This is a genomic window from Sphingomonas sp. GW821-FHT09E03 (genome assembly GCF_059416225.1).
Genome location: NZ_JBWKOS010000003.1, coordinates 30,515 through 57,086, shown reverse-complemented (window position 1 = coordinate 57,086; position 26,572 = coordinate 30,515). Strand labels below are relative to the sequence as shown.

Sequence of the window (26,572 nt, the reverse complement as noted above, 5' to 3'; positions counted from 1 at the left end):
GGTGACCGCGGGCGGCAATGCCGACCTCGCGCCCGAGCGGCGCCGGATCAGCACCGCCGGCGTGTCGTGGAAGCCGATCAAGGACAAGGAGCTGCGCCTCAACCTCGATTACATCGAGACCCGGATCGACGACCAGACCGGCAATCTCGGCAGCGTCACCGCGGCGTTGCAGGTGGCCTTTCCCGACCGGTTCGTGCGCAGCGCCGATGGCCTGCTGCTCAGCGCCGACCTGCGCCCGGTGAACATCTACCGCGAGCGGGAGCGCAAGGTGCAGGGCAAGGCATCGCTGTGGACCCAATTGGGTCATGAGCCGCCGCCGGCGGCGCCCGCGTCAGCCGGTGCGCCACCGCCACCGCCGCCCAAGCCGCGGCCGATGCTTTATTCCTCGCTCACCGTGACCGCGCGGCTCGACGACCGGCTGGTGCTGCAGCCAGGGCAGCCGAGCCTCGACCTGCTCGGCGGCGATTCGCTCGACGGCACCGGCGGCCGCGCGCGCTACGAAGCCGAAGGCAATATCGGCGGATCGATCGGCCCGGTGCAGGGCGGCTTCTACGCGCTGTGGCAAACGGCCACGCGCATCCGCAGCGACATCGCGGCGGCCGACCTGCGCTTTTCAGGGCGCACCTATGTGGGGCTATATTCGACGATCGACGCCGCCCGGCTCGCGCCGCGCGCCGCCTGGGCGAACAAGATCACCTTCCAGCTCCAGGTGCAGAATATCCTCAACGACCGCGTGACGGTGCGCGACCGCAGCGGGGCGACGCCCTATCGCTTCCAGCGGGTGTTCCTCACGCCCTATGGCCGGATAATCAAATTCTCGGTGCGCAAGCTGTTCTAACGGGCGGGCGCCGTCAGCGCCGCGCCTCGACCAGCGCCACCGCTTTCTGCACCGAGGCGTCGATCGACAGGAAGCTGGTATCGAGCAGCGCGGCGTCGTCGGCCATCACCAGCGGCGCGGTCGAGCGGCTCGAATCGCGCTCGTCGCGGGCACGGATGTCGGCGAGGACCTTGTCGAAGCTGATCGCCGAGCCGTTGGCCTGCAATTCGGCGTGGCGGCGCTTGGCGCGGATCTGCGGGGTCGCCTTGACGAACAATTTGGCGTCGGCGTCGGGCGCGATCACCGTGCCGATGTCGCGGCCGTCGAGGATCGCGCCACCGGCCTGATGGGCGAAGCGCTTCTGGCGGTGGAGCAGCGCCGCGCGCACCAGCGGGTGCGCCGAGACGACCGAGGCGAGCTGGCCGATCTCGTCGGAGCGCAGCGCCGGAGCGGCGAGCAGGCCGTCGTCGAAGCTGCACGCGGCGACCGCATCGGCCTCCTTCTCGGGATCGAGCTCCATCGCGCGCACGGTGGCGGCGACGGCGCGGTAGAGCAGCCCGGTATCGAGGTGGGGAAGGCCGTAATGGCGCGCGAGCGCCTTGGCGATGGTGCCCTTGCCCGAGGCGGCAGGGCCGTCGACGGCGATGATCACGCGGATGCTCCGGCTAGCTGGTCGAGCGACTGGAAGAAGGCGGGGTAGCTGGTGGCGACCGGCGCGATATCGTCGATCGCGATCGGCGCGCTGGCGTGGAGGCCGGCGACGACCATGCTCATCGCGATGCGGTGGTCGAGCAGCGTCGCGACCGCGCCGCCGCCGGGGATCGCGGTGCCGCCGGTGCCGGTGACCGCGAGGCCGTCGTCAAATTCCTCGCACGGCACGCCGCAGGCGGTGAGCGCGGCCAGCATCGCGGCGATCCGATCGGATTCTTTGACGCGCAGCTCGTGCGCGCCGCGCGCCACCGTGCGGCCGGCAGCGAAGGCGGCGGCGACGAACAGCACGGGATATTCGTCGATCATGCTCGGCGCGAGATCGGCCGGCACCTCGATCGCGGTCAGCGCGGCATGGCGGACGCGCAGGTCGGCGACCGGCTCGCCGCCGACCTCGCGGCGGTCGAGCTCGGTGATGTCGGCGCCCATCAGGCGCAATGCCGCGATCAGCCCGGTGCGGGTGGGGTTGAGCCCGACATTGGCGACGACGAGATCGGCGCCCGGGACGATCGAGCCGGCGACCAGCCAGAAGGCCGCCGACGAGGGGTCGCCGGGAACGACGATATGCTGCGGCGTCAGCTCGGCCTCGCCGGTGAGCTCGATCACCCGGCCCTGGTCCGTCTCGCGCACGGTGAGCGCGGCACCGAAGCCGCGCAGCATCCGCTCGCTGTGATCGCGGGTGGCGACCGGCTCGATCACCGTGGTGATCCCGGGCGTGTTGAGCCCGGCGAGCAGGATCGCCGACTTCACCTGCGCCGAGGCGACCGGCAGCGTGTAGCTGATCGGCACCGCCGGGCAGAGGCCACGGATCATCAGCGGCAGCCGGCCGCCGGGGGAGGCGGTGACGCTCGCGCCCATCTGCTCGAGCGGCTCGATCACGCGGCCCATCGGCCGCTTCGACAGCGAGGCGTCGCCGGTGAAGGTGACGGTGATCGGATGGCTCGCGACCAGCCCCATCAGCAGCCGGGTGGAGGTGCCCGAATTGCCCATCTCCAGCGCCGTCTCGGGCTGGAGCAGCCCACCGACCCCGACCCCGTCGACATGCCAGACGGCCTCGCCGTCATGGTCGTCGCGGGTGATGGTCGCGCCCATCGCGCGCATCGCGGCGGCGGTGGCGAGCACGTCCTCGCCCTCCAGCAGGCCTTCGATGCGGCTGCGGCCGACCGCGAGCGCGGCGAGCATCAGCGAGCGGTGGCTGATCGATTTGTCGCCGGGGACGGTGATCCGGCCGGTCAACGGGCCGCGCGATCCGGCGGCAAAGGGCTGGGGAAGCGAGTGTGACATCGGGGTGGGGCTTTGACAGTCACCTTGTGCTATGGCAAGGCGCGCCCCACTTCGCCGAAGCAAGGGATCCGTCCCTCTTCCAAGAACCCAATTCCGAAAGGCACGACACGGCATGATCAAGCCGGAATGGGGCACGAAGCGCACGTGCCCGAAATGCGCGACGCGTTTCTATGACCTCGAAAAGGACGATCCCGTCACCTGCATCAACTGCGGGTCGCACTGGAATCCCGAACCGATCCTGAAGTCCAAGCAGCCGCTCCCGTTCGAGCAGGCCAAGCCGGACACCAAGGAGGCGGATCGCGATCTCGAGGGCGAGGACGAGGATCTGCAGGTTCCCGCCGACGATGAGGAGCCCTCGGCCGACGACGAGGTCGATCTCGGCGGCGACGACGACCTGGGTGTCGAGACGTCCAACGAGGACGACGAGCACTGAGTTTGTGCGGGTGCCCGTGCCGCTGCGCCATGATGGCGCGGCGCGCACGGGCAGCCGGCAAAAAAATGGTTGGCAGCGCGCATCGGTCGCTTGCCAAGCCGGACGCCTCCCGCTAGGGACGCGCCTCCGGAAACGGAATGGGGCCGTAGCTCAGCTGGGAGAGCGCTGCAATGGCATTGCAGAGGTCAGGGGTTCGATCCCCCTCGGCTCCACCATTTCCGCGATAAGTGCCTGATCGAAGGCAGTTATCCCAGGCCTATCGGGCCGACTTCACCTCATATCCTCAGCCCTGATACCGGACCCTCGTCAAGAGCTGTCGCCGGTGAGGCGCTGCCAGTTGCCGTGCGCGAATGCTGCCTTGGCGTCATCGTCGAGCCCGCATTCGGCGAGGAACCGCCGCGCGTCGCCGCCGGCGCGATATTGGTAGGGATAGTCGGTCGAGAACAGCAGCCGGTCGGGGCCGACGATCGCCAGCGCGCGCTCGAGATAGGCAGGCATGAACATGCCGCTCGCGGTGACATAGAGGTTGCTGCGGAAATAATGCGCGATCGGCTGGCCGAGCCCGGCGAAGCGGTCCATCGCCGCCAGCCGCTCGGCATAGAAGAGCACCACCTCGCCCCAATGGCCGAGGATCAGCTGCAGCTTGGGCAGGCGATCGAAGGTGCCGCCGAGCACCAGCCGGACGAACTGGATGCCGGCATCATAATGCCAGCCGAGCCCGAACATCGCGAAGGCGGCATCGATCTGCGGGCTGAACCCCGAGTAATAAGCGTCGCGCACCGCCTTTGTAGGCGTCCGCGGGTGGAGCAGGATCGGCATGCCGAGCGCGGCGGCGCTCTCCAGCACCGGTGCCAGCGACGGATGGTCGAGGTTACGTTCTCCGACCCGGCCGCACAGCATGGTGCCCTTGAAGCCCAGTTCGTTGACGCAGCGTTCGAGTTCGCGCGCCGCCTCGTCGGGCATCGACACCGGTAACGCGGCGAACGCCTGGAAGCGGGTGGGGTGGCGGGCGATCGCCGCGGCCACGGCATCGTTGGCGCGCCGCGCGAGCTCGACGCTCTCGGGCCCAAGGTCGTGCAGCGCCGGCGTGGTCAGCGACAACACCTGCACGTCGAGCCCGGTCTCGTCCATCAGCGCCAGCCGCTCCTCGGCAAGATCGAGCAGCCGGCGCTCGATCTCGCCCGAATGGATGCCGACGCCGGGGTCGCTCGCCTCGAGACCCATCGCGGTCCAGGCGTCGCGGATCTCGGGGGTGAGATAATGTTCTTCTATGCCGATCAGCTTCACCAGCGGCTCCTGTGGGTGTTGCACGCGGATCAACGCCCGATCGCCGATTTGGCGCCACGCCGCCGACGCGCTAGTCCGGGCGGATGCCGATCCGTCATCTCCGTCTTCTGCTGTCGCTGCTGCTGCTGATCCTGCCGCTACCGCTCGCCGCACAGGTGCAGCCGGCGCCGATGGTGGCGCTGTCGGCGCAGCTCACCCAGGCCGATGCCGACATCAAGGCGGTCGACGCCGCGCTCGATACGCGGATTGACAGCGACCAGCGCCGCGCGCTGCGCGCCAAGGCCGCGGCCGCGCAAGGCTCGGCCAATGATGCGGTGGCGGGGCTGGAGCAGCAACTGGCGCTGGTCGACGCGCGGATCGCCGGGCTCGGCCCGGTCGCCGCCGGGGTGGTGGAGACCCCCGACATCCGCCTCCAGCGTACCCGGCTGGCGCAGCAGCGCTCGGCGCTTGATTCGGGCGCCAAGCGCGGCCGGTTGCTCGCGGTGGAGGCGGGGCAGCTGGTTACCGAGATCGACCAGAGCCAGGCGCAGCAGCTCGGTCAGCGGGTGTCGACCCGCGTGTATTCCCCGATCGAGCCGGATTTCTGGCGCGCGGTGTTCGCCGCGGTGCCGCGCGACACCCGTCGGGTGATGCGCTTCGTCGAAGGCGGCGCCGACCAGGCCCGCGCCAATTTCAAGACCGGCCGGCCGGTGCTGGCGCTGCTCGGCCTGCTCGCCGCGCTGGCGCTGCTGTTCCCGGTGCGGGTCGCGGCGCGCAAGGCCGGCCAGCGATTCCTGATCGAGGGCGCGCCCGGGCATCGGCTGCGTCGGTCCGCCAACGCGCTGTGGCGGCTGGTGATCGGCACGCTGGTGCCGTGGCTGAGCGGGGCGACGCTGGTGCAGGCGCTGCGCTGGTCGGGCTTGGAGCCGCCGCTGTGGAGCGGGCTGCTCGACAGCGTGGCGCCCGCGGTGGGGCTGTGCGGCTTTATCGGTGCGCTCGGCGGCGCGCTGCTGATGCGACACCAGCCCTCGTGGCGGCTGCTGCCGATCTCCACCGGGACGGCGGAGGGGATGCGGCCCTGGACCTGGCTGCTGGCGACGCTGGCGCTGACGACGGTGCTGCTCGATGCGTTCAACGCCGCGATCGGCGTGAGCACCGCGATGCATGTGCTGGCGGAGGTGGCCGAGACGCTGCTGCATTGCGTGCTCGCCAGTGGCGTGCTGCTGACGATCGGGCGGATCCGCGCGGCAGGGGCGGCGGAGGCTGATCCCGACAAGCTCGTCGTGTCGCGCGCCGGGCTGACGCTGGCGACGCTCGCCGCCTGGCTGGTGCTTGGGATCGCCCTGGTCGCGCTGCTGCTCGGCTATGTCAGCCTCAGCCTGTTCCTGGTGCGCGCCGTCACCTGGACCGCGATCGTCGCCGCGACCACCTATATCCTGATGATCGGGGTGGACGATGTCGCCACCAGCCTGTTCCTGCGCACCAGCCGGCTTGGCGTCGGCCTGACCCACGGCCTGGGGTTGCGCGGCAGCGCGGTCGATCAATTCGGTTTGCTGCTCTCGGCGGTGCTGCGGCTGGTGCTGGTGATGGGCGCTGTGGGGCTGACGCTGACCCCGTTCGGCGCCGACATCGGCTCGATATTCGGGCGGATGGGCACGCTCGCGCAAGGGGTGGAGCTCGGCGGGGTGAGCATCTCGCCCGGTACCATCCTGCGCGGGGTGATCGTGCTGTTCGTCGGGCTGACGCTGGTGCGGCTGTTCATGGGCTGGCTCGAGGGCCGCTACCTGCCGGTCACCGATCTCGACGGCAGCGCGCGCAATTCGGTGAGCCTGGTCGCGCGTTACGTGGGCGTGCTGCTCGCCGGGCTATGGGCGCTCGCCTCACTCGGCATCGGCATGGAGCGGATTGCGCTGCTGCTCTCGGCGCTGTCGGTCGGGATCGGCTTCGGTCTCCAGGCGATCACCCAGAATTTCGTGTCCGGGCTGATCCTGCTCGCCGAGCGGCCGATCAAGATCGGCGATCTCGTCCGCGTCGGCGCCGACGAGGGCGACGTTCGCCGGATCAGCGTCCGCTCCACCGAGATCGAGCTCGCCGATCATTCGACGCTGATCGTCCCCAATTCGGAGTTGATCACCAAGTCCGTGCTCAACAAGACGCTGGCGAACGCGATGGGGCGGTTGCAGCTGCAATTCTCGGTACCGCTCGGCACCGATCCCGCGCAGGTGCGCGAGATCGTCTTCGCCGCGTTCGCCGCCGAGTCCGCGATTCTCGCCGAGCCCGCGCCCAAGGCGTTCATCGACAGCATCGTCGATGGCCGCATCCTGTTCAATTGCTTCGCCCATGTCGCCACCCAGCGCGATGCCTATGGCGCGCGCAGCAACGTGCTGATGACGCTGCTCGGCCGGTTCAACGAGGAGGGCGTCGAGATCGGCACCGTCGCGCAGCGGCTCGAGCTGGTCGGCGCGCCGCTCCCCGCGCCGCCGGCGGCGGCCGCTGCAACCTGATCGTCACGGCGCGGTGATGCGCCCGTCACACTAAGCGGTCATCACCCGTGGGCAAGCGCACCAACGGGAGTGCATTGCCATGAAGAACGGTTCGGATCTCGCGGCGCCGGGCGCCGACATCCTCGGCTTCACCCTGCCGCGGCCGGCGCGGCCGACCACGCCGCACCACGCCGACGGCGTGCGGCGGCGGCATTACCGGACGATCTGGATCTCCGACGTCCATCTCGGCACCCGCGGCTGCAACGCGGCGATGCTGATCGACTTCCTCGACCACGTCGACAGCGACATCCTCTATCTGGTCGGCGACATGATCGACGGCTGGCAGTTGAGGAAGCGCTTCTACTGGCCCGCCGCGCACAACGACGTGGTGTGGCGGCTGCTCAAGCGCGCCAAGCGCGGCACCCAGGTGGTCTATATTCCCGGCAACCACGACGAGGTGTTTCGCCAGTTTGCTGGCATGAACTTCGGCGGCGTCGCGATCCGCCGCAAGGCGATCCACCGCACCGCGGACGGCCGCCGCCTGCTCGTACTCCACGGCGACGAGTTCGACGCCATCACCCTCGCGCACCGCTGGCTCGCGCATGTCGGCGACACCGCCTACACGCTGCTGATGGTGCTCAACCGCTGGGTCAACGGCGCGCGGCGGCGGCTCGGCATGCCCTATTGGTCGCTGTCGAAGCACGCCAAGGCCAAGGTCAAGAACGCGGTCGCCTTCATCTCGCACTTCGAGGAAGTGGTGGCCCATGCCGCCGGCTCGCGCGGCGTCGACGGCGTGGTCTGCGGCCATATCCACACCGCCGAGATGCGCACCATCGGCAAGGTTGCCTATTACAACGACGGCGACTGGGTGGAGGGCTGCACCGCGCTGGTCGAGCAGCACGACGGCACCATGGAGCTGCTCCACTGGGGCGACGAAATCGCGGCGCGTGTCTCGGCCGACGCCGCCGCCACCCGCGCCGCCGCGATCGCGGCCTGACGCGCCGTGCGGATCGCGATCGTCACCGACGCCTGGACGCCGCAGGTCAACGGCGTGGTGCGGACGCTGACCGCGGTCATCCGGGAGCTCGCCGCGCTCGGCCACCAGCTGCTGATCGTCTCGCCCGAGCAGTTCCGCTCGCTGCCATGCCCCACTTATCCCGAGATCCGGCTGGCATGGACTGGGCGGCGCGGGGTGGCGCGGCTGCTCGAGCCGTTCGCCGCCGACGCGGTCCATATCGCCACCGAGGGGCCGTTGGGCCTTGCCGCGCGGCGCTGGTGCCTGCGTCGCGGCCAGCGCTTCACCACCGCCTACCATACCCAGTTCCCCGCCTATGTCGCGGCGCGCACCGGAATCGATCCGGCCTGGCCGTGGCGCTACATCCGCTGGTTTCACCGCCCGTCGGCAGCGATCCTGAGCTCGACACCGTCGGTGGACACGGTGCTCGCCGACCACGGCCTCGGCCAGACGCGGCGCTGGGGGCGCGGGGTGGATCTCGCGCTGTTCACGCCGGTGGGCGCCAGGGACGCGCGGGTTCGCGCGCTGCCCGGCCCGGTGCAGCTCTATGTCGGCCGCGTGGCGGTCGAGAAGAACATCGAGCAGTTCCTCGCGGCGCGCCACCCGGGGAGCAAGGTGGTGGTGGGCGACGGCCCGGCGCGCGCCGAGCTCGCCGCGCGCTACCCGCAGGTGCATTTCCTCGGCGCACGATTCGGCGAGGACCTTGCCGCGGCCTATCGCGCCGCCGACGTGCTGGTCTTCCCCAGCCGCACCGACACCTTCGGGCTGGTGATGATCGAGGCACTGGCGTGCGGCACCCCGGTAGCGGCGCTACCCGCGATCGGCCCGCGCGATCTGCTCGATCCGGCAGTCGGCGCGATGGACGACGACCTCGATCGCGCGATCGCCGCGGCGCTCCGACTCGATCGCGCGGCATGCGCGGCCTATGGTGCCGGCTTCACCTGGGCGAACAGCGCCAGGCAGTTCCTCGGCAACCTTGCCCCGGGCATCCGCACGGCGCGGCCGGGCGGGGCAGGCACGTGGACGGGAAGCGCCGCGGCGTCGGCGTAGGTCGCGGCTGTGGTGCATAAGGCGGCGATTCTGTAGCCAAGCACCGTCATCCCAGCAAAAGCTAGGATCTTCCTGGGGAGCGCCGGGAAGGAGCCGCAGGAGACCCCAGCTTGCGCTGGGGTGACGGCTCGTGGCTGCATGCTCCTCGCCGTCGCAGGCGAGGCGACGTGTATCGTCCGGCCATGATTCTCCCAGCGATGAACGCTGACGACGACCACAGGTCAGCCGCCTTCGCCGAAGCCACCACCGCCGCCCATGCCGCCACCACCCATGCCGCCGCCCATGGCGCCACCGCCCATGCCGCCACCATGGCCGCCACCGTGACCACCATGGCCGCTTGGCCGGCCGCTGCCGCCACCGCCGCTCGGCCGGCTGCTGCGCCCGCTTGGGTGCGGCAGTTCGGCAAAGGTCAGGAAGCCGTCCTTGTCGCGATCGAGCGAGGCGAAGCGATGGTCGGCGGCATAGGCCCATTCGCTGGGGTCGACACCGCGGTTGAGGTTGCGGTCGGCGGCGGAGACCGGCTCGGGCAGGTCGAAATAGCTGTAGCGTGAGGCGCCGAGCTGGCCGGCATCATAGGCGGGCGCCTTGCTGGTGCCGCCGTCGTCGGAGGGCGGCGCCTGGAAGCCGCCGCCTTGGCCCGAGCGGACCTCGGGCGCCAGCGTGCTTTCATAATAATCGATGTCGTCGGGATCGATCTCGCCGTCGTGGTGACGATCGAGCACCGCGAAGAACCGCGTCGCATCGGCCTGGAATTCCGCCGGCGAGAGTTTGCCGTCGTGATTGGTGTCGGCCGCGTCGAACCATTGCCGCTCGGGATCGCGCTGCGCCTCGCTGCCGTGGAACGGCTCGCCCATCGGGCTGATGAACACCCGGCCGTGGCCGCCGCCGCCTGGTCCACCAGGGCCGCCCGGCCCGCCGGGTCCACCCGGATGATGGCCGTGGCCGCCGTGCCCCCGATCGCCGGGGTGGGGGTGCGGCGTGGTCGCGCAGCCGGCGAGCATCAGCGCCACCAGCACGGCAGGCGCGAAACGAATGGAACGGCGCATGGACGAAACTCCCCCTGTGCCACGCCCGGCAGGCGCGACGGTCGATGGGAGCACGCTCAACCAGCGCGATGTTGCCGCGATATGTCTGCGCGCGAAATTGCGGCTGCCGCCGCCACGGTCAACGGTTCAGGCGAGCCGGTCGAACACCAGGCCGCCATCGCCCGCGGTGCTGCCGGCGCCGTAAGCGGCGTGTCGCGTTAGGCTGGTGCGCAGCTTGTCGAGCGACTTGCTGAGCGCATCGAGCTGATCGCCGAAGCTGGGCGCGGTGCCGGTCGAACCGGTCGGTGCCGCGGAGTCGCCGCCCGCAGCATCAGTCGACGTCGGGGCGGGGGCGCCGCCGGCGAGCAGCCGCTTGAGCTCGTCGGCCTGATCGGCGGTGATCGCATGGTCGCCGCGCTGCCGCGCAACCAAAGCATCGATCCGCTTATCGATCGACTGGTGGGCGGCGCTGCGGCTCGCGTCCGGATCGATCGTCTTGTCGGCTGGCGCGGCCGCATCCTGTCCAGCCGCCGCCGCGGCGGCCGCTTGCGCCGCAGCCTGCGCGGCTGCTTGCGCACCGTCGTCGACAGTGACGCCGCGGATCACGGGAAGGGGGGAAATCGACGTCATCGTAAAACTGCTTGGCCTTGGTTCCGACGATCTCGGCGGCACCCGATGGGCGGGAGAAGGTTAGCATCGAGTATATCCGATGCACTTTCCCGCCGACAAGGTCGCGCAACTCGCCAGCGGGCACGATAGCCCGCGCATGTAGCCGCAATATTTCCGTGCGCGCCGCGCCGCTCGACACGATGTGAGCGGCGATGACACGGGCGCGACATACCGCTGCAACGGTCGATCGCCATGATGGCGGCGAACGACGAGGAACGATCCGTGGATCATCAGCAGCATCAACAAGCGCCGCGACCGGCACCCAGCGAATTCGCGCGCGCGTCGCGCCGCTCCGAACAGGAAGCGGTGCTTGCGATCAACGCCGTCAACCCGGTTGCGGCAGCCGCTCATGCCTCGCTGGCGGTGATGCACGCCACCCGCGCCTCGGGCGCGCTCGGCGGCTATCCGGCGCGGCGGAGCCCGCTCGGCGAGGCGGGCGTGCAGTTGCGCCGTGCCTATCCGCTGGCCGGCCCCGCGCTGGGCTGACGGGCTGTGGCCGCAAGGCCACAGTCGGCGGCGATCCGCGTCGTTGATATCTAGCGGCAACAAAGACTTGGCAAAGTTGCCGGCATGACGTTTCATCGCCCCATGGATACCGCCGCTGCCATTTTGGTCGTCGATGACGATCGCGACATTCGCACCTTGCTGTCGGACAGCCTGCGGGATCGCGGCTATCGTCTGGAAACCGCGGCCAATACGCGCGAGATGGATGCGATCCTGGCGCGCGAGCGGATCGACGTGGTGCTGCTCGACATCATGATGCCGGGCGAGGACGGCATCTCCGCCTGCCAGCGAATCACCCGCGATAACGGCCCGGCGGTGATCCTGCTGAGCGCGCTCGGCGAGGAACGTGACCGGATCGTCGGCCTCGAGGTCGGCGCGGGCCATTACCTCCCCAAGCCGTGCAGCGCCCGCGAGGTGCTCGCCACCGTCCGGGCCGCGCTGCGCAGCCGCAACCTCGCCAGCCCGGTCGCGCAGATCCGCTTCGCCTTCGACGGCTGGCAGATGGACGTCGTGGCCCACGAATTGTTCGATCCTCAAGGCGTGCTGGTGGCACTGACCGACGGCGAGTTCGCGCTGCTGCGCGCCTTCGTCGAGCGGCCGCGCCGGGTGCTGTCGCGCGAGTTGCTGCTGGAGGCAGCGCGCGGGCCCAATTCGGAGGCGTTTGATCGCGCCATCGACGTCCAGATCAGCCGCCTGCGCCGCAAGCTGCGCAGTCACGGCGACGACATCATCCGCACCATCCGCAACGAAGGCTATCTGTTCGTTCCCGCGGTCAGCCGCGCATGACGACGATCTCAGGCAGCGCCTCGCGGACCTCCAAGCGCTGGGCGGGCACTCCGCTGTTCCTGCGTATCTTCCTGGTGATGCTCGCCAGCGTCGCCGCGGTGCAGCTGCTCAACTTCGCGCTGGTCGTCTATGTCGGGCCGCCGACGCCGCGGGTCTATTCTATGGCCCAGGTGGTCGCGGCGCTGAAGCGAGGCCACGACTCGAGCGGCGAGATCCTGCTCTCGCAGGAAGACAACGTGCCGCGGCAGAACCCCAATCACGGGGTGCGCGCGCGCGCCGAGATCGCGACGCAGATGGGCGTGCCGCTCGAGCAGGTCCGGGTGTCGTTCGGCGGCCCGCCGCCGATGATGGTGCGGACCTTGGGGATGGGGCGGATGGCCCCGGTGATGCCGCGCGGCTCGCCCGATGCGCGCAGCCAGGTGCTGTTCGGCAGCTTCGAGGTGGCGGTGCAGCAGCCGGACGGTCTTTGGCGGCTCGCCCGCGCATCGCGCACGGGTCTGGAGAACTGGCGCTGGCGGGCGCTGCTCTGGCTGGTCGTGGCGATGCTGGTGGTGGCGCCCTTCGCCTGGGCGCTGGCGCGGCGGCTCGCCAAGCCGATCGCGATCTTCGCGGGCGCCGCCGAGCGGCTCGGCCGCGATCCGCGCGCGGCCCCGGTGCCGATCGACGGCCCCGCCGAGATCGCCGAGGCGGCGGCGGCGTTCAACCGGATGCAGGCGCGGCTCAACCGCTATGTCGAGGATCGCACGACGATGATGGCGGCGATCGCGCATGATCTGCGCACGCCGCTGATGCGCCTGGGCCTCCGGCTCGAGCGCGCGCCCGAGGCAATCCGTGCCGCAAGCGCCGCCGACATCCACGACATGCAGGTGATGATCACCGCCGGCCTCGCCTTCTTCCGCGATGCGACGCAGGCGGCAGACCGGCGCCGGCTCGACCTGCGCTCGCTGGTCGAGAGCGTCACCGACGATCTTACCGATCATGGCGAAAAGGTAGTGCTGCAGGATGGCGACGCGCTGGTGATGGAGGGCGATGCGACCGGGCTCAAGGCGCTGCTCTCCAACCTGATCGGCAACGCCCTGAAATATGCCGGCGATGCCGAGGTGATGCTGGCGCGGGTAGATGGCCATGCCGTGATCGAAGTCCGCGATCATGGCCCCGGCATCGACCCCGACGATCTCGAACATGTGTTCGAGCCGTTCTTCCGCGGCGAGCGCTCGCGCAACCGCGATACCGGCGGCGTCGGCCTTGGCCTTGCCAGCGTTCGCGGCGTAGCCCGCGCCCATGGCGGCGATGCCACCATCATCAACCACCCGGACGGCGGCGCGCTGGCGACGGTGACGCTGCCGGTGTGAGGGGCGGGGGCGAGGCCGGCGCCTCACCCCCTCTGGCGCAAGGCCTTGGTCTCAGCCCAGCCGATCCGCGATGATCCAATGCCGGCTGATTGCGGTGCGCATCAGCTTGAGCCCGCAGCCACGGCAGCGCGCGCGCAGCACTCCGGGCTGGTCGCAGGGCTGGGGGCGGTTCGGCCGGTGACGGGCAACGCCGCGCGTGCAGGCCGGCGAGAGGGCATGGGAGGCGAGGTGCATCGGGAATCTCCTTGTCGCCGTCTGCTGCACCCGGCACGTTGCCCGCGAATGTCCGGCATGAGCCCCGGCAGGGCGCTGCGGAAATCTCGCCGCAACATGGCGCCGGCACCGTGGCGGTGTCGGTGATGTTCTCTCCCAATCATGACGCCATCGACATCGGGTGCTCCCCGGCACCCGGCAAACCTGAGCTACGGGACGCCCCGGGGGGAGTCCCGTAGCTCAGACCAATATTCGATCAGCCTTCGTCGATCGCCGCCACGGCCATCACCTCGATCGCTTCGTCGCGGCCGTTGAACGGCAGCAGGTCGCCCGGTTCGGCGCCGAACAGCGCGCGGGCGAGCGGGGCGGAAAAGGCGATGCGGTCGCCGCGCGGATCGGCCTCGTCGTCGCCGACGATCGCGATGACGCGCTGCTTGCCCGCCAGGCGGATCGTCACGATCGCGCCGAAGCCGGCGCTGCCATCGGCCGGCGCGGGCGTCACCGCCGCGGTGGCGCGGCGCGTCTGCCAATAGCGCAGGTCGCGGCGCAGCGGGTCGATCGCCTCCTTGTCGCCGGCGTCGGTCGCAGCGAGCCTTGCCTCGAGCTCGGCGATCTGCGTCTCGATGAGCTGCAGGCCGGCGCGCGTGACCAGATTAGGCCCGGCGGGGATCGGTAGCTCGAACTTGGGTTCGAGATGTTCCTCGTCGCTCTCGCGACGGAAGGCGACGCTCATCACTCATCCTCTGCTCGGCGCCCGCCGCGGCTGTCCCGCGCGTGGACAGTCCCGATCCTGGGCAGTTTTGATTCTGGTCGGAATCGTAAACGCGGCGTTAACGTTTTCGCCATGACCAGACGATTAGTTCTCACCAACGAAGCAGCGCGTCATCCTTTCCGGCAGAGCCTGCCGCCGGCGCCGCGGATGGCGGCCGATGTCGACCAGGATTCCGACTGGAAGCTGTTCATGCTCAGCTTCGGCGCCTTCTTCGTCTGCTTCTACACGCTGATCTTCTGACGCCTCAGTCGCAGGCGAGATGCAGCCGCTGCGCGATCCACGCCGAGACGAGGCACATCGCCGCGACCAGGAACAGCATGTTGACCGGCGTTACCCCCAGCGCGCTGATCCCGAACACCGCGATCGAGCCGATCGTCATCGCCCCGGCATTGACGACATTGTTGGCCGCCACCGTCCGCGCGGTCTGGTCCTTTTCCACGGTGGTGGTGAGGAAGGCGTAGAGCGGCACCACGAACATGCCGCCGGTGGTCGCGATCGCGAGCAGGGTGAGCATGATCGGGATCGCGCCGGGCTGCGCGACGAACTCGGTCCAATCGTAATAATGGCCCGCCGCCGCCGGAGTCCAGCCGCGGCACAGGAACGAGAACAGCACCACGAACCCGCCCATCGCGATCACCGACGCCGGCGCGAAGCGCGCGCTGACGCGGCCCTTGAGCATCGAATTGATCACCACCGAGCCGATCGCGACGCCGACCGAGAACACCGCGATCGCGCCGCTCGCCACCCGCTCGTCGGCGGAGAGCACGTTCTTCACCAGCGGCGGAAAGACGATGATCAGCACCGCGCCAATCGTCCAGAAGAAGCTGATCGCGCAGATCGCCAGGAACAAGCGGGGAATGTGCAGCGTCGCGTTGATCAGCCGCCACGAGGCGGTGAAGGGATTGTAGTTGAGCACCAGCCGCGGCCCCTCGCGCGGGGCGGGGGGCACCTGGCGGCCGATGAACCAGCCGAGGATGGCGATGGCGAGCACCAGCGCCGCCGCGCCCTCGATCGACACCCAGCCCGCCACCACCGTGCCGAGCAGGATGGCGAGATAGGTGCCCGCCTCCACGAGGCCCGTGCCGCCGAGCACGTCGCACGGGCCGAGATGCTGGGGCAGGATGGCGTATTTGATCGGGCCGAAGAAGGTTGAATGGACGCCGAGGAACAGCACCGCGCCGAGCATCAGCCCGATGCCGACGCCGGGAAAGCCCGCGCGCGCCACCATCAGCCCGGCCGCGCCGAGCAGCATGATCCCGATCTCGGCGGTCTTGACGATGCGGATGATCCGCGCCTTGTCGTGGCTGTCCGCCAACTGCCCGGCGAGCGCCGAGAGCAGGAAGAACGGCAGGATCGACAGGCCGGTGGCGAGCGCGTTGAAATTCGCCTCCATCCGCGGATCGTTGAAGATCGTGTAGGTGGCGAACAGCACCATCGAGGTCTTGAACAGATTGTCGTTGAACGCGCCCAGAAATTGCGTCGTGAACAGGGGCAGGAAGCGGCGTTGCTTCAGCAACCCCAACGCATTCAGCATAACAACGCACGGCCTTGGATCGTGGCAACGAGGGCGGCAGGCATAGCCCAGCGCGCGGGGCGGTGCCAACGCTAATCCCGGCTACCCCCCGGCGCCATCGCAGGGTAGGAGAGGGGCGATGCTGACCCTGCCCAACCTGCTGACGCTGTCGCGGATCGTCGCCCTGCCGCTGCTCGTCGGGCTGTTGTGGTGGCCGCGCTGGGAGGCAGGCTTCGGCCTGGCCTTCGTGCTCTACTGCCTGATGGGCATCACCGATTATTTCGACGGCTATCTCGCCCGCACCCAGGGCACCGTCTCCAAGCTCGGCGTGTTCCTCGATCCGATCGCCGACAAGATCATGGTCGCGGCGGTGATCCTGATGCTGGTCGGCACCCGGCACGACGATCAGGCGCTGATCACCGGTATCCACCTGATCGCCGCGCTGATCATCCTGCTGCGCGAGATCGCTGTCTCGGGGCTGCGCGAATTTCTTGCCGGGCTGCAGGTGTCGCTCCCGGTGTCGCAGCTTGCCAAGTGGAAGACGACGCTGCAGCTCATCGCGTTCGGCGCGCTGATCCTGGCAGGCGCGCTGCCGGCGCTGCTGTGGATCAAGACGGTCGGGCTCGCCTGCCTGTGGGCGGCGGCGGTGCTGACGCTCGTCACCGGCTGGGACTATCTGCGCGTCGGCCTCAGGCACATGGACTGATCCGGTGGCGATCCAGATGCTGTATTTCGCCTGGGTGCGCGAGCGCATGGGTCGTGCCGAGGAGGTGATCGACCCGCCCGCCACCGTTGCCACCGTCGGCGCGCTGGTCGACTGGCTGGCGGCGCGCCACGGCGACGATGCCGCCGCGCTCGCCGATCGCGGCCGGCTGCGCGCTGCAGTCGACCAGCAGTTCGTCGGGCTCGAGGCGAGCATCGCCGGCGCCCGCGAGATCGCCCTGTTCCCGCCGGTGACCGGCGGATGAGCGCGGCGCCGATCCGGGTGGCGGTGCAGCGCGACGCCATCGACTTGGCCGCCGAGACCGCGCTGGTCGAGGGCAGCGACGCCGGCGCGATCGCGACCTTCACCGGCCTGGTCCGCGCCGACGACGGCGTCGCGACGCTCGAGCTCGAACATTATCCCGGCGCCACCGAGGCCGCGCTGCGCGGGGTTGCCGAAGGCGCCGTCGCACGCTGGTCGCTGGCGGCGGCGACCATCGTCCACCGCGTCGGGCCGATGCAGCCGGGCGAGCGCATCGTCTTCGTCGCCGCCGCCGCCGCGCACCGCGGCGCCGCGCTTGAGGCCTGCGCCTATCTGATCGACCGTCTCAAGACCGACGCGCCCTTCTGGAAACGCGAAACCCGCGGCGACACCGCCACCTGGGTAGAACCCCGCGACACCGACCACGCCGCGGCCGCGCGCTGGGAATAGGGCACGCCCTCAATTGCGTCATGCTGAACTCGTTTCAACATCCATGGCCCGCGCTCTCCGCTGGGCACGACCGGGCGATGGATCCTGAAACAAGCTCAGGATGACAAAGAAGAGACTTGCCATCGTACCCTAGGAGCGGGGACCCATGCGATAACGACGCTACCCAACCCACCCCTCAGGGCAGCGTCGGCACCAGCACCCCGTTGACGATATGAATCACGCCATTGGCCTGGGTGAGATCGCCGACCTCCACATAGCTGCGGTTGCCGGTGACGCTGGTGAGCGTGATCACTTGGCCGGTCAGCGTCGCGGTGATCGGCTGGCCGGCGAGCGTGGTCAGCGTCGTCGTGCCGCCGCCCACGGCGATGCGCGCCATCAGGTCCTGCGCGCTGAGCCGCCCGGCGACGAGGTGATAGCGCAGCAACGCGACCAGCGCGGGCCGGTTGGCGGGCTGCATCAGCCGCTCGAGCACCCCGGGGCCGAACCGCCCGAACGCGGGGTTGGACGGCGCGAACAGCGTCACCGGGGTCGATCCCGACAGCGTGGCGCCAAGGCCCGCGGCGCGGATCGCGCTCGACAGCGTCGCGAGGCTCGGCGCGATCGCGACATTGGCGAGGATCGTCGCGTCGGGCAGCATCCGCTCGGCATCGTCGGCCGGCGAGCCCGCGGGGGAGATCGCCGGCAGTGGCCGCGGCGCGGGTGCGGGCGGCGCGTCGCCGGGCGCGACGCATCCGGCCAGCGACAAGGTGGCGGCAACAAGCCCGAGGCGCGACAATGACTTCAACCGGTTGACCTTCTTTATGCAACGCTGACGACGCGTGGGCGATCTAATGGTTTCCCCGGCGGGTTCAATGCGCCTCGGCGAGCACATCGGCGAGCAGCTGGAAATCGCGCTCGCGCGGCGACGCGCGCCGCCACACCAGTGCGATCCGGCGCACCGCATTGTCGGCGTCGAGCGGCCGCGCGACGATGCCGGTATGCTCGAGGATGCCGGCATCGATCGCCATCTCCGGCAGCATCGTCATGCCGAGGCCATTGTCGACCATCTGGACGATGGTGTGGAGCGAGGTGCCGAGCATCGTCGCCTCGGCGCGCAGCTCGGGGCGGTTGCACGCGCCGAGCGCATGATCCTTGAGGCAATGGCCGTCCTCGAGCAGCAGCAGCCGTGTCTCGTCGATCAGGTCGGCAGACACACGCGGCGGGTCGCTCGGCATGTCCTGCGGCTGGAAGGCGACGAACAATCGGTCGTCGAACAGCACCTGCGAGGCGACCTCGCCGCAGGCATAGGGCAGCGCGAGCAGCACGCAATCGGTGCGGCCGTTGTGCAGCCCTTCGCAGGCGGCGCCGCTCGGCTCCTCGCGCAGGAACAGCTTGAGATCGGGATAGTCGCGCCGCAGCCGGGGCAGGATGCGCGGCAGCATGAACGGCGCGATGGTGGGGATCACGCTCATCCGCATCTCGCCCGACAATGGCCGCCCGGCGGCGCGCGCGAGATCGCCCAGTTCCTCCGCCTCGCGCAGCACCCGCCGTGCCTTTTCGGCGATCCGCTCGCCGAGCGGGGTGAAGCGGACGACGCGGCGGGTCCGCTCGACCAGCACGACGCCGATCAGCGTCTCCAGCTCGCGCAGGCCGGCCGACAGCGTGGATTGGGTGACGAAACACGCCTCGGCCGCGCGACCGAAATGCCCATGGTCCCGCAGCGCCACCAGATATTGCAGCTGCTTGAGGGTCGGGAGATAGGTCTGCGCCATTGATCGTTCCTGTCGATGGTAGGGCGCGCAGTAACGGATCCGGGCAATTAGGCCAGCCCGGTTGGTCACGACCGGTGTGGCAGGCTCGTTCGCGAAAAGAGCAGACGGCCGGCCTACTTCCGTCGTCATCCTGAACTTGTTTCAGGATCCATGACCTGCACTGCCCGCGGGCTTGCAGCGCGTGATGGGCGATGGATGCTGAAACAAGTTCGGCATGACGAAGAAGGGGGGGGGCGGCGTGTCCTGCCGCCCCTCCGTCACCCCAGCGAAGGCTGGGGTCTCGAGCCGCAAGGGCTATCCAAGAGCCGCTGGTCACCCCGGCTTGCGCCGGGGTGACGATCATCTGCGTGTACAAGTACGGGCAGAAGTGCCGCTTACGCCGCCTCTTCCCAGTCCCTTGTCTCTTCCGCCGGCAGCCGGATCAGATAATCGAACGCCGACAGCGCCGCCTTCGAGCCTTCGCCCATCGCGATCACGATCTGCTTGAACGGCACCGTGGTCACGTCCCCGGCCGCAAAGATCCCCGGCTGCGAGGTGTGGCCGCGATGATCGATCTCGATCTCGCCGCGCGGCGACAAGGCGATTGCGTCCTTCAGCCACTCGGTGTTCGGCACCAGCCCGATCTGGACGAAGATTCCCTCGAGCTCCACCTCATGCGCGGTGTCGTGGTTGCGGTCCTTATAGGCGAGCCCGGTCACCTTGTTGCCATCGCCATGCACCGCGGTGGTCAGTGCCGAGGTGATGATCTTGACGTTCGGCAGCGAGGCGAGCTTGCGCTGGAGCACCGCGTCGGCGCGCAGCTCGCTGTCATATTCGATCAGCGTCACGTGCGCGACGATGCCGGCGAGGTCGATCGCCGCCTCGACGCCCGAATTGCCGCCGCCGATCACCGCGACGCGCTTGCCCTTGTACAGCGGGCCATCGCAATGCGGGCAATAGGCGACGCCCTTGTTCTTATACTCGGCTTCGCCGGGCACGTTCATCTCGCGCCAGCGCGCGCCGGTCGAGAGGATCACGGTCTTCGCCTTGAGCGAGGCGCCATTCTCCAGCCGGACCTCGTGCAGCCCGCCTTCCGTGGCGGCCGGGATCAGTTTCTCGGCGCGCTGAAGGTTCATGATGTCGACCTCATAGTCGCGCACGTGGCGATCGAGCTCGGCGGCGAGCTTGGGGCCTTCGGTGTGCGGCACCGAGATGAAGTTCTCGATCGCCATCGTGTCGAGCACCTGGCCGCCGAAGCGCTCGGCGGCGATGCCGGTGCGGATGCCCTTGCGCGCGGTGTAGATCGCCGCCGCGGCGCCGGCCGGGCCGCCACCGACGACGAGCACGTCGAACGCCTCCTTGGTCGCGATCTTCGCCGCCGCCTTGGCGACCGCGCCGGTATCTAGCTTGGCGACGATCTGCTCCAGCTCCATCCGGCCCTGGCCGAAGCTCTCGCCGTTGAGGAAGATGGTGGGCACCGCCATCACCTTACGCTCGGTCACCTCGTCCTGGAACAGCGCGCCGTCGATCGAGGTGTGGGTGATGCCGGGGTTGAGCACCGCCATCAGGTTGAGCGCCTGGACCACGTCGGGGCAGTTCTGGCACGACTGCGAGAAATAGGTCTCGAAGACATATTCGCCCTCGAGCCCACGGACCTGGTCGAGCAGCTCCTGCGCCGCCTTGGACGGGTGGCCGCCGACCTGGAGCAGCGCCAGCACCAGGCTGGTGAACTCATGGCCCATCGGCAGGCCGGCGAAGCGCACGCCGATGTCGGTGCCGACGCGGCGGATCATGAAGCTGGGGGTGCGGCGGTCCTGGCCGGCGACGACCGTCACCTTGTCGGACAGCACGGCGATCTCGTCCAGCAGCTCGCCCATCTGGCGCGACTTGGCGTCGTCACCCAGGCTGGCGACGAGCTCGATGGGCTCGCGGATGTTGACCAGATAGGCCTTGAGCTGCTGCGTCAGATTGGCGTCGAGCATGGGTAATCCTTGCAATGGCCGCGGGCGTCCACCCCGCGTTCGCGCTGAGCCCGTCGAGGGGCTTGGCTGGACGCGGTGTGCCCGCGGTGAATGCCCTTCGACAAGCGAAGGGCGAACGGACGTGGGAATGAAAACGGCCCGGGACGGATGGTCCGCCCCGGGCCGCTTGAGGCTCCCGAAGGGGCGTTTATTTGATTAGATCTTGCCGACGAGATCGAGGCTCGGCGCCAGCGTCTCTTCGCCTTCTTCCCACTTGGCGGGGCAGACCTCACCGGGGTGAGCGGCGATGTACTGCGCGGCCTTGATCTTGCGCAGCAGCTCGGCAGCGTTGCGGCCGACGCCTTCCGAGGTGATCTCGACGAGCTGGATCACGCCCTCGGGATCGACCACGAAGGTGCCGCGGTCGGCGAGGCCCTGGCCTTCGCGCAGGATCTGGAAGTTGTTGCTGATCACATGGTTCTGGTCGCCCAGCATGTAATAGTTGATCTTGCCGATCGCCGGCGAGCTGTCATGCCACGCCTTGTGGCTGAAATGGGTGTCGGTCGACACCGAATAGACCTCGACGCCCATCTTCTGCAGCGTCGGGTAGACGTCGGCCAGATCCTCGAGCTCGGTCGGGCAGACGAAGGTGAAGTCGGCCGGGTAGAAGAAGAACACCGCCCACTTGCCGGCGACGTCGGTGTCGCTGACGGAGACGAACTTGCCTTCCTTGTACGCCTGGGTGGTGAACGGCTTCAGCTGGCTGCCGATGAGGGTCATGGGGTTCTCCGTAAAAGGGTGTGACCCGGATATAGGAGGCTATGCTGCGATGCGGAAATTCAGATGCTGCATCGCGTCAATCGACCGAATCGATCAGTCGGGTGTGAGTGATCGAGCGGAGCGCTGAAAAGGCCCTGATTTCACGGCGATATGCGCGACGTTAGCGAAGTTAGCGCGACAGCACCGTGTAGATCGACCAGGCGCTGGTTAGCGTCAGCAGCACGCCGACCATCGCCATCAGCGGCCGGGTCGGAATCCGCTTGGCGAGCACGCCGCCGAACGGCGCGGCGAGCAGCCCGCCGATCAGCAGCCCGACAGTCTGCAGCGTGAATGCCGCCCAGCCGAGCTGGACGAAGAAGGTCGCCGAGGCGGTCGCGGTGAGGAAGAACTCGGCGGTGTTGACGGTGCCGATGGTGTGGCGCGGGGTCGCGCCCTGGACGAGCAGGTTGGAGGTGACCACCGGCCCCCAGCCGCCGCCGCCCGCGGCATCGAGGAAGCCGCCGACGAGGCCCAGCGGCTCGATCACCTTGGGGCTCTTGGGCTCGACCTTGCCGCGCCACGCCCGGAACAGCAGGTAGACGCCGATGCAGGCGAGATAGGCCATCACGAACGGCCGCGCCACCGAGGCGTCGATCTTGGAGAGCAGCGTCGCGCCGAGCACCGCGCCGATCATCCCGGGAATGACGAGCCGCCGGAACAGCTTCCAGTCGACGTTCTTGTGCGCGACGTGGCTGATCCCCGAGGCGGCGGTGGTGAAGGTCTCCACCGCATGGACGCTCGCCGATGCGAGGGCCGGCGGCAGCCCCATCACCGTCACCAGCAGCGTCGAGTTGATCACGCCGAACGCCATGCCGAGCGCGCCGTCGACCACCTGGGCGGCAAAACCGATGGCGATGAACGGCCACAGATGCGCCCAATCAACGGCAGCCAAGAACTCGAACATCGGCAGCATTCTCCGGCTGGTGTATTGGGGCCGGATACCGGCCAATCGGCGATGGATGCACGGTTAGGGCAATCCCGACAACATAGCTGGGGTTTGTGGGGTGAAAGTAGCGCGGCGGCGGGCATGGCATTGCCGCCGAACTGTCCCTAAATAGCGGCGTAGGAACGCGGCCGGTAACGCCAACATGGGGGCCGGAACGGGGAAGCGAGCGATGATCGGACGATTGATAGCATATCTCGATTCGATCAAGGCGCGCGATCCGGCGCCGCGGTCGCGTTGGGAGATCATGCTTTATCCCGGTGTCTGGGCGCTCGGCTTCCACAAGGTGGCGCACCGCCTGTTCCGCGCCCGCCTGTTCTTCCTCGCCCGGCTGGTCAACCACATCTCGCGCTTCCTCACCGCGATCGACATCCATCCCGGTGCGACGATCGGCCACCGCTTCTTCATCGACCATGGCTTCACCGTGATCGGCGAGACCGCGCACATCGGCAACGATGTGACCATCTATCAGTGCGTGACGCTGGGCGGCACCAGCCCGGACAATGGCGTCGCCGGCAAGCGCCACCCGACGCTGTCCGATGGCGTGATCATCGGCTCGGGCGCGCAGGTGCTGGGGCCGATTACGGTGGGGCCGCGCGCGCGGGTCGGCGCCAATGCGGTGGTGACGCGCGACGTACCCGATGGCGCGGTGATGGTCGGCATTCCCGCGCGCGCAACGATGGTGGAGGGCGGCGCAGTGCCGTCGCGCTTCGTCCCCTATGGCACGCCGTGCAGCGAGATGTTCGATCCGCAGACGCAGAAGATGGAGATCATGCGCTGCGAGCTCGAGACGATGCGTAAACGGCTCGACGCGCTGCTCGCCGAGAGCGCGCCTGCACAGGACCGTGACCGCGCCTGATGGGTAGCGTCACCCCGTTTCCGCAGGTCGGTCGGCCCAGCCAGATCGGCTTCGAGCGGCTCGAGCTCAACCGCATTCTCGATCTCTACGGCCGGATGGTCGCGGCGGGGCATTGGCGCGACTATGCAATGGACCTCGGTCGCGACGCGGCGGTGTTCGCCGCCTTCCGCCGTGCCGCCGAGCGCCCCGAGTTCCGCATCGAGAAGCGCCCTGCCTTGCGCAACAAGCAGGGCATGTGGGCGCTGATCGGCGAGCATGGCGCGGTGATCAAGCGTGGCCATGAACTCGGCCCGGTGCTCGCGCCCGTCGAGCGCCGGCTGATGAAGCTGGTGGAAGACTAGACGGCGGCTGCCGGGGTCATCTGCACCGGTGGCAACCGGGTGGCGAGCGCGCCGAGCGTGCCCACCACCAGCTTGCGCATCGGGTGCCAGAAGGCCGACAGGCTGAGCAGCGCCGAGCCGATCACCAAGGCGGTGAAGGCGGCGCTGAGCTCGATCGCGCCGGCGCTGCGGAACAGCGCGTACATGGCGTAGAGCACGTAGACGAGGCTCGACACCAGCAGCGCGCGCCGATCGACCGCGAGCGCGACGAAGGCGAACAGCAGGTAGAGCGCGAGCACCACCAGCGCGGTGGCGATGCCGATGTCGTTGCCGAACACCCCCAGTGTCTGGAAGATCGGGTGCGCGATCATCGGCGCTGCGGCGAGGTGCAGCCAGAAGGCGACGTCGGCGCGGCGGGTCTGGCGCTGCGGATCGGACATGTCCCAGCGCATCGCGACCGCGAAGACGATCAGCCCACCGATCAGCAGCAACGGCCAGGTAAAGCGATCAATCGTCGGCCACGCCGCATGGGCAAGGCCGATCGCGACCCCGACGGCGGCAACCGCGCCGGCGGCGACGGTGATCGGCACCATGAACCGGCGCCAGTGCAGGTAGGCGGCGATCACGCCGAGCAGCGCCGCCCCGGCCGCGACCAGGCTGCCGGCGGCGGTGGACAGCGAATGATCGGCGAGCGTCGCCACCGTGAACGGAAGCGAGACCACGCCGCCGACGAAGGCGAGCAGCAGCAGGATGCTGGGCAGCGCCATCCGCCGCCGCGCGGTGAAATATTCGGCGAGCAACCAGGCGGCGCCGGCGACCAGCACGCCTGCCAGCGGGCGCGCGATCGAACTGCCGATCTGGCCGAGCGCGAGCAGCAGCAGCACCACCGCGATCGAGACGAAGATGTCGTTGAACCCGGTGAGCAGGCGGAAATGCTCCTCGTCCACCGCCGGTGCGGCCTGCGTCGCGGCGACGTGCTGGCGGAAGGCTGCGGCGGCTTGCGGGGTCAGTACGCCGGCGGTGATGGCGCCATCGATGTCGCTCTCGCTGTACATGCGGTTCCTCCCTAGTAAAGCGGCGATACCACAGGTGGGTTATGTGGGCAATACACCGTATCCGCGCGATGCCGTCACCCCAGTGAAGGGTAAGGTCTCTAGCGGCTCTTGTTTCGCTCCAGCCCACAGAGATACCAGCTTTCGCTGGGATGACGGACCTTTTGGGGGTCCGTCCCCGATCAGCCGCCCTGGAGCAGCCTGCCGATCGCCAGCGCCTGTTCGCCGCCGCTGGAGGGGACGAGCTCGTCGTCGCGATCGACAATCGCGTTCCATTCCGCCGCAACGCCCTCGGGCGACAGCGCCTTGCCGGTGAGCAACGCGCCGCGGGTCAGCGTGACGTACGACGTCTGAAATGCCCCTGCGCCGGCGCCGAGAATGACGTTGCTCGGCGCGTCGTCGCTGACCAGGAACAAGGCGCCGGGGGTGACCTTCTCCGGTGCGAAGGCATGGAAGGCGGCGTCGGGGAGGAGCCCCTCGGTCATCCGCGTGCCCGCGGTGGGCGCGATGCTGTTGACGCGGATGTTGTGCTTGGCGCCTTCGAGGTGGAGCGTCTTGGCTAGCCCGGCAATGCCGAGCTTGGCCGCGCCGTAATTGGCCTGGCCGAAATTGCCGAACAGCCCACTCGACGAGGTGGTCATCAGCACCCGGCCGTATTGCTGCTCGCGGAACGTCTCCCAACAGGCCTTGGTGGCAAAGGCGGAGCCGAGCAGATGGACGCGAACCACGAACTCGAAGTCGGCCGGATCCATCTTGGCGAAGGTCTTGTCGCGGAGCACGCCGGCGTTGTTGATGAGAATATGGACGCTGCCCCAGTCGCGCTTGGCGCGGTCGACGAGCGCGGCCATCTGCTCGTATTCGGCGACGTTGCCGCCATCGGCCATCGCCTCGCCGCCCGCTGCCTTGATCTCGTCGACTACCTGCATCGCGGCATCGGACTGGCCGGTGCCGTCACGCGCGCCGCCGAGATCGTTGACGACCACGCGGGCGCCCCGCTTGGCGAGCTCGATCGCATAGCTGCGGCCGAGGCCTCCACCGGCGCCGGTGACGATCGCGACGCGGCCGTCGAAACGGATCTCGGATGGCATGGACATGAAAAAGGCGCTCCTCTCTATTATCGAGGAGCGCCTTCTCTCAACCGGAACGCGAGGGCAAGCCGGCGGCTGCCGGCAGGCCTCTCCGTATGCTCAGCGGGGGCTTACTTGCCGCCGCGCTGGATGCACTTGTCGTACTGGCCCTTCTTGCAGACCGGATATTTGGCGAGCGGAGCCGGGGCGGGATAGGCCTGGTCCGGGCTCGGCGCCGGCTGGAACGTCGGGGGCACCGACGCGCCGGGGGTGCCGCCGCTGACGGCCGGCGCGCTCGGCTGATAGCCGCCGACGGGATCGCCCGAACCGGTGGTCACCGGCGCGGGAGCGGCCGTGGTGGTGTCGGTGGTCGTCTGCGACGTGGTGGTGTCGGTGGTGGTCTGCTGGGCGATCGCCGGGGTGGCGATGGCAGCGACAGCGGCCAAGAGGATGAGCTTCATGAAAGTCTCCTTGATCTGAAGCGCAGAAGCGTCAGCGCCCCCGCCCAACGCCCGAT

The 26,572-nt window shown here is 69.0% G+C and carries 30 protein-coding genes and 1 tRNA gene; 15 read left to right on the top strand and 16 right to left on the bottom strand.

Annotation, left to right across the window (positions count from 1 at the left end; translation table 11 throughout):
* Position 1: 1 nt before the first annotated feature.
* On the top strand, positions 2-838 hold the full coding sequence (locus AC07M8_RS08065; RefSeq protein ID WP_495173844.1) for a hypothetical protein: 837 nt from the start codon (positions 2-4) through the stop codon (positions 836-838).
* A 13-nt stretch (positions 839-851) separates the two neighbouring features.
* Here AC07M8_RS08065 and cmk read toward each other — a convergent pair whose 3' ends face one another.
* Complete coding sequence (gene cmk, locus AC07M8_RS08060) at positions 852-1,469, bottom strand: (d)CMP kinase (RefSeq protein WP_495173843.1); 618 nt, start codon at positions 1,467-1,469, stop codon at positions 852-854.
* On the bottom strand, positions 1,466-2,809 hold the full coding sequence (gene aroA / locus AC07M8_RS08055; protein ID WP_495173842.1) for a 3-phosphoshikimate 1-carboxyvinyltransferase: 1,344 nt from the start codon (positions 2,807-2,809) through the stop codon (positions 1,466-1,468). Before aroA ends, cmk begins: the two co-directional genes overlap by 4 nt.
* Before the next feature lie 112 nt (positions 2,810-2,921).
* On the opposite strand from aroA, the gene AC07M8_RS08050 reads away from it, so the two are divergent.
* Together AC07M8_RS08050 and AC07M8_RS08045 are read left to right on the top strand one after the other, a co-directional pair.
* A complete protein-coding gene (locus AC07M8_RS08050) occupies positions 2,922-3,242 on the top strand; it encodes a TIGR02300 family protein (RefSeq protein ID WP_267395020.1) in 321 nt (106 codons plus the stop codon).
* Positions 3,243-3,381: 139 nt separating this feature from the next.
* A tRNA-Ala gene (locus AC07M8_RS08045) sits at positions 3,382-3,457 on the top strand.
* 91 nt (positions 3,458-3,548) lie between these two features.
* Here the strand turns inward: AC07M8_RS08045 and AC07M8_RS08040 are convergent.
* On the bottom strand, positions 3,549-4,529 hold the full coding sequence (locus AC07M8_RS08040) for an amidohydrolase family protein (RefSeq protein ID WP_495173841.1): 981 nt from the start codon (positions 4,527-4,529) through the stop codon (positions 3,549-3,551).
* Between the two features lie 83 nt (positions 4,530-4,612).
* Between AC07M8_RS08040 and AC07M8_RS08035 the strand changes: the two genes are divergently transcribed.
* From AC07M8_RS08035 to AC07M8_RS08025, 3 genes are all read left to right on the top strand, one after another.
* Positions 4,613-7,012 (top strand): DUF3772 domain-containing protein, encoded by a 2,400-nt coding sequence (locus tag AC07M8_RS08035; RefSeq protein WP_495173840.1) that lies wholly within the window; start codon positions 4,613-4,615, stop codon positions 7,010-7,012.
* A 79-nt stretch (positions 7,013-7,091) separates the two neighbouring features.
* Positions 7,092-7,988 (top strand): UDP-2,3-diacylglucosamine diphosphatase, encoded by an 897-nt coding sequence (locus AC07M8_RS08030; RefSeq protein ID WP_495173839.1) that lies wholly within the window; start codon positions 7,092-7,094, stop codon positions 7,986-7,988.
* 6 nt (positions 7,989-7,994) lie between these two features.
* Positions 7,995-9,056: a glycosyltransferase family 4 protein gene (locus AC07M8_RS08025; protein ID WP_495173838.1), complete on the top strand. Its 1,062-nt coding sequence runs from the start codon at positions 7,995-7,997 to the stop codon at positions 9,054-9,056.
* A 221-nt stretch (positions 9,057-9,277) separates the two neighbouring features.
* Here the strand turns inward: AC07M8_RS08025 and AC07M8_RS08020 are convergent, their stop codons facing one another.
* Positions 9,278-10,102, bottom strand: coding sequence for an EF-hand domain-containing protein (locus tag AC07M8_RS08020; RefSeq protein ID WP_495173837.1), 825 nt, complete (start codon positions 10,100-10,102; stop codon positions 9,278-9,280).
* A gap of 126 nt (positions 10,103-10,228) precedes the next feature.
* Positions 10,229-10,711: a hypothetical protein gene (locus AC07M8_RS08015; protein ID WP_495173836.1), complete on the bottom strand. Its 483-nt coding sequence runs from the start codon at positions 10,709-10,711 to the stop codon at positions 10,229-10,231.
* A 261-nt stretch (positions 10,712-10,972) separates the two neighbouring features.
* Here AC07M8_RS08015 and AC07M8_RS08010 point away from each other — a divergent pair, with 261 nt between their 5' ends.
* The 3 genes from AC07M8_RS08010 (at position 10,973) to AC07M8_RS08000 (ending at position 13,392) form a co-directional block, all read left to right on the top strand.
* Positions 10,973-11,236: a hypothetical protein gene (locus AC07M8_RS08010; protein WP_495173835.1), complete on the top strand. Its 264-nt coding sequence runs from the start codon at positions 10,973-10,975 to the stop codon at positions 11,234-11,236.
* Between the two features lie 102 nt (positions 11,237-11,338).
* The gene (locus AC07M8_RS08005; RefSeq protein ID WP_495173834.1) at positions 11,339-12,040 is read left to right on the top strand and encodes a response regulator; all 702 of its coding nucleotides are present in this window, start codon (positions 11,339-11,341) and stop codon (positions 12,038-12,040) included.
* The gene (locus tag AC07M8_RS08000; protein ID WP_495173833.1) at positions 12,037-13,392 is read left to right on the top strand and encodes a sensor histidine kinase; all 1,356 of its coding nucleotides are present in this window, start codon (positions 12,037-12,039) and stop codon (positions 13,390-13,392) included. Before AC07M8_RS08005 ends, AC07M8_RS08000 begins: the two co-directional genes overlap by 4 nt.
* A 51-nt stretch (positions 13,393-13,443) precedes the next feature.
* Here AC07M8_RS08000 and AC07M8_RS07995 read toward each other — a convergent pair whose 3' ends face one another.
* Both AC07M8_RS07995 and AC07M8_RS07990 read right to left on the bottom strand, forming a co-directional pair.
* Positions 13,444-13,626 (bottom strand): hypothetical protein, encoded by a 183-nt coding sequence (locus AC07M8_RS07995; protein ID WP_267394961.1) that lies wholly within the window; start codon positions 13,624-13,626, stop codon positions 13,444-13,446.
* A gap of 235 nt (positions 13,627-13,861) precedes the next feature.
* Positions 13,862-14,338: a GreA/GreB family elongation factor gene (locus AC07M8_RS07990; RefSeq protein WP_495173832.1), complete on the bottom strand. Its 477-nt coding sequence runs from the start codon at positions 14,336-14,338 to the stop codon at positions 13,862-13,864.
* Positions 14,339-14,449: 111 nt separating this feature from the next.
* Here AC07M8_RS07990 and AC07M8_RS07985 point away from each other — a divergent pair, with 111 nt between their 5' ends.
* The gene (locus AC07M8_RS07985) at positions 14,450-14,617 is read left to right on the top strand and encodes a hypothetical protein (RefSeq protein WP_495173831.1); all 168 of its coding nucleotides are present in this window, start codon (positions 14,450-14,452) and stop codon (positions 14,615-14,617) included.
* A gap of 4 nt (positions 14,618-14,621) precedes the next feature.
* Here the strand turns inward: AC07M8_RS07985 and AC07M8_RS07980 are convergent, their stop codons facing one another.
* Positions 14,622-15,911 carry an MFS transporter gene (locus AC07M8_RS07980; RefSeq protein WP_495173830.1) on the bottom strand — a complete coding sequence of 430 codons (1,290 nt, stop codon included), beginning with the start codon at positions 15,909-15,911 and terminating at the stop codon, positions 14,622-14,624.
* A gap of 118 nt (positions 15,912-16,029) precedes the next feature.
* On the opposite strand from AC07M8_RS07980, the gene pgsA reads away from it, so the two are divergent.
* Genes pgsA through AC07M8_RS07965 form a run of 3 tightly spaced genes read left to right on the top strand, consistent with a single transcriptional unit; the run spans position 16,030 to position 17,304 of the window.
* A complete protein-coding gene (gene pgsA, locus AC07M8_RS07975; protein WP_495173829.1) occupies positions 16,030-16,596 on the top strand; it encodes a CDP-diacylglycerol--glycerol-3-phosphate 3-phosphatidyltransferase in 567 nt (188 codons plus the stop codon).
* Positions 16,597-16,600: 4 nt separating this feature from the next.
* Positions 16,601-16,858, top strand: coding sequence for a molybdopterin converting factor subunit 1 (gene moaD / locus AC07M8_RS07970; protein WP_267394956.1), 258 nt, complete (start codon positions 16,601-16,603; stop codon positions 16,856-16,858).
* A complete protein-coding gene (locus tag AC07M8_RS07965) occupies positions 16,855-17,304 on the top strand; it encodes a molybdenum cofactor biosynthesis protein MoaE (protein WP_495173828.1) in 450 nt (149 codons plus the stop codon). The genes moaD and AC07M8_RS07965 overlap by 4 nt, the downstream gene beginning before the upstream one ends.
* Positions 17,305-17,479: 175 nt before the next feature.
* On the opposite strand, the gene AC07M8_RS07960 is transcribed toward AC07M8_RS07965, so the two are convergent.
* The 5 genes from AC07M8_RS07960 to AC07M8_RS07940 all read right to left on the bottom strand — a co-directional run bounded on the left by AC07M8_RS07960 (position 17,480) and on the right by AC07M8_RS07940 (position 22,718).
* Entirely contained in the window at positions 17,480-18,088 is a 609-nt protein-coding gene (locus AC07M8_RS07960) for a fasciclin domain-containing protein (RefSeq protein WP_495173827.1), read from the bottom strand.
* Between the two features lie 64 nt (positions 18,089-18,152).
* The gene (locus AC07M8_RS07955) at positions 18,153-19,055 is read right to left on the bottom strand and encodes a hydrogen peroxide-inducible genes activator (RefSeq protein ID WP_267394953.1); all 903 of its coding nucleotides are present in this window, start codon (positions 19,053-19,055) and stop codon (positions 18,153-18,155) included.
* A 374-nt stretch (positions 19,056-19,429) separates the two neighbouring features.
* Positions 19,430-21,016 (bottom strand): alkyl hydroperoxide reductase subunit F, encoded by a 1,587-nt coding sequence (gene ahpF / locus AC07M8_RS07950; RefSeq protein WP_495173826.1) that lies wholly within the window; start codon positions 21,014-21,016, stop codon positions 19,430-19,432.
* 195 nt (positions 21,017-21,211) lie between these two features.
* Positions 21,212-21,775 carry an alkyl hydroperoxide reductase subunit C gene (gene ahpC / locus AC07M8_RS07945; protein WP_495173825.1) on the bottom strand — a complete coding sequence of 188 codons (564 nt, stop codon included), beginning with the start codon at positions 21,773-21,775 and terminating at the stop codon, positions 21,212-21,214.
* Between the two features lie 169 nt (positions 21,776-21,944).
* Positions 21,945-22,718: a sulfite exporter TauE/SafE family protein gene (locus tag AC07M8_RS07940; protein ID WP_495173824.1), complete on the bottom strand. Its 774-nt coding sequence runs from the start codon at positions 22,716-22,718 to the stop codon at positions 21,945-21,947.
* 211 nt (positions 22,719-22,929) lie between these two features.
* On the opposite strand from AC07M8_RS07940, the gene epsC reads away from it, so the two are divergent.
* Entirely contained in the window at positions 22,930-23,616 is a 687-nt protein-coding gene (gene epsC / locus AC07M8_RS07935; RefSeq protein ID WP_495173823.1) for a serine O-acetyltransferase EpsC, read from the top strand.
* On the top strand, positions 23,616-23,957 hold the full coding sequence (locus AC07M8_RS07930; protein ID WP_267394948.1) for a DUF2794 domain-containing protein: 342 nt from the start codon (positions 23,616-23,618) through the stop codon (positions 23,955-23,957). Before epsC ends, AC07M8_RS07930 begins: the two co-directional genes overlap by 1 nt.
* Here AC07M8_RS07930 and AC07M8_RS07925 read toward each other — a convergent pair.
* The 3 genes from AC07M8_RS07925 to AC07M8_RS07915 all read right to left on the bottom strand — a co-directional run bounded on the left by AC07M8_RS07925 (position 23,954) and on the right by AC07M8_RS07915 (position 26,516).
* Entirely contained in the window at positions 23,954-24,991 is a 1,038-nt protein-coding gene (locus AC07M8_RS07925) for a hypothetical protein (protein WP_495173822.1), read from the bottom strand. The two genes, AC07M8_RS07930 and AC07M8_RS07925, sit on opposite strands and share 4 nt — an antisense overlap.
* Positions 24,992-25,170: 179 nt before the next feature.
* Complete coding sequence (locus AC07M8_RS07920) at positions 25,171-26,076, bottom strand: SDR family NAD(P)-dependent oxidoreductase (RefSeq protein WP_495174262.1); 906 nt, start codon at positions 26,074-26,076, stop codon at positions 25,171-25,173.
* Positions 26,077-26,186: 110 nt separating this feature from the next.
* On the bottom strand, positions 26,187-26,516 hold the full coding sequence (locus AC07M8_RS07915) for a hypothetical protein (RefSeq protein WP_495173821.1): 330 nt from the start codon (positions 26,514-26,516) through the stop codon (positions 26,187-26,189).
* Positions 26,517-26,572 lie beyond the last annotated feature (56 nt).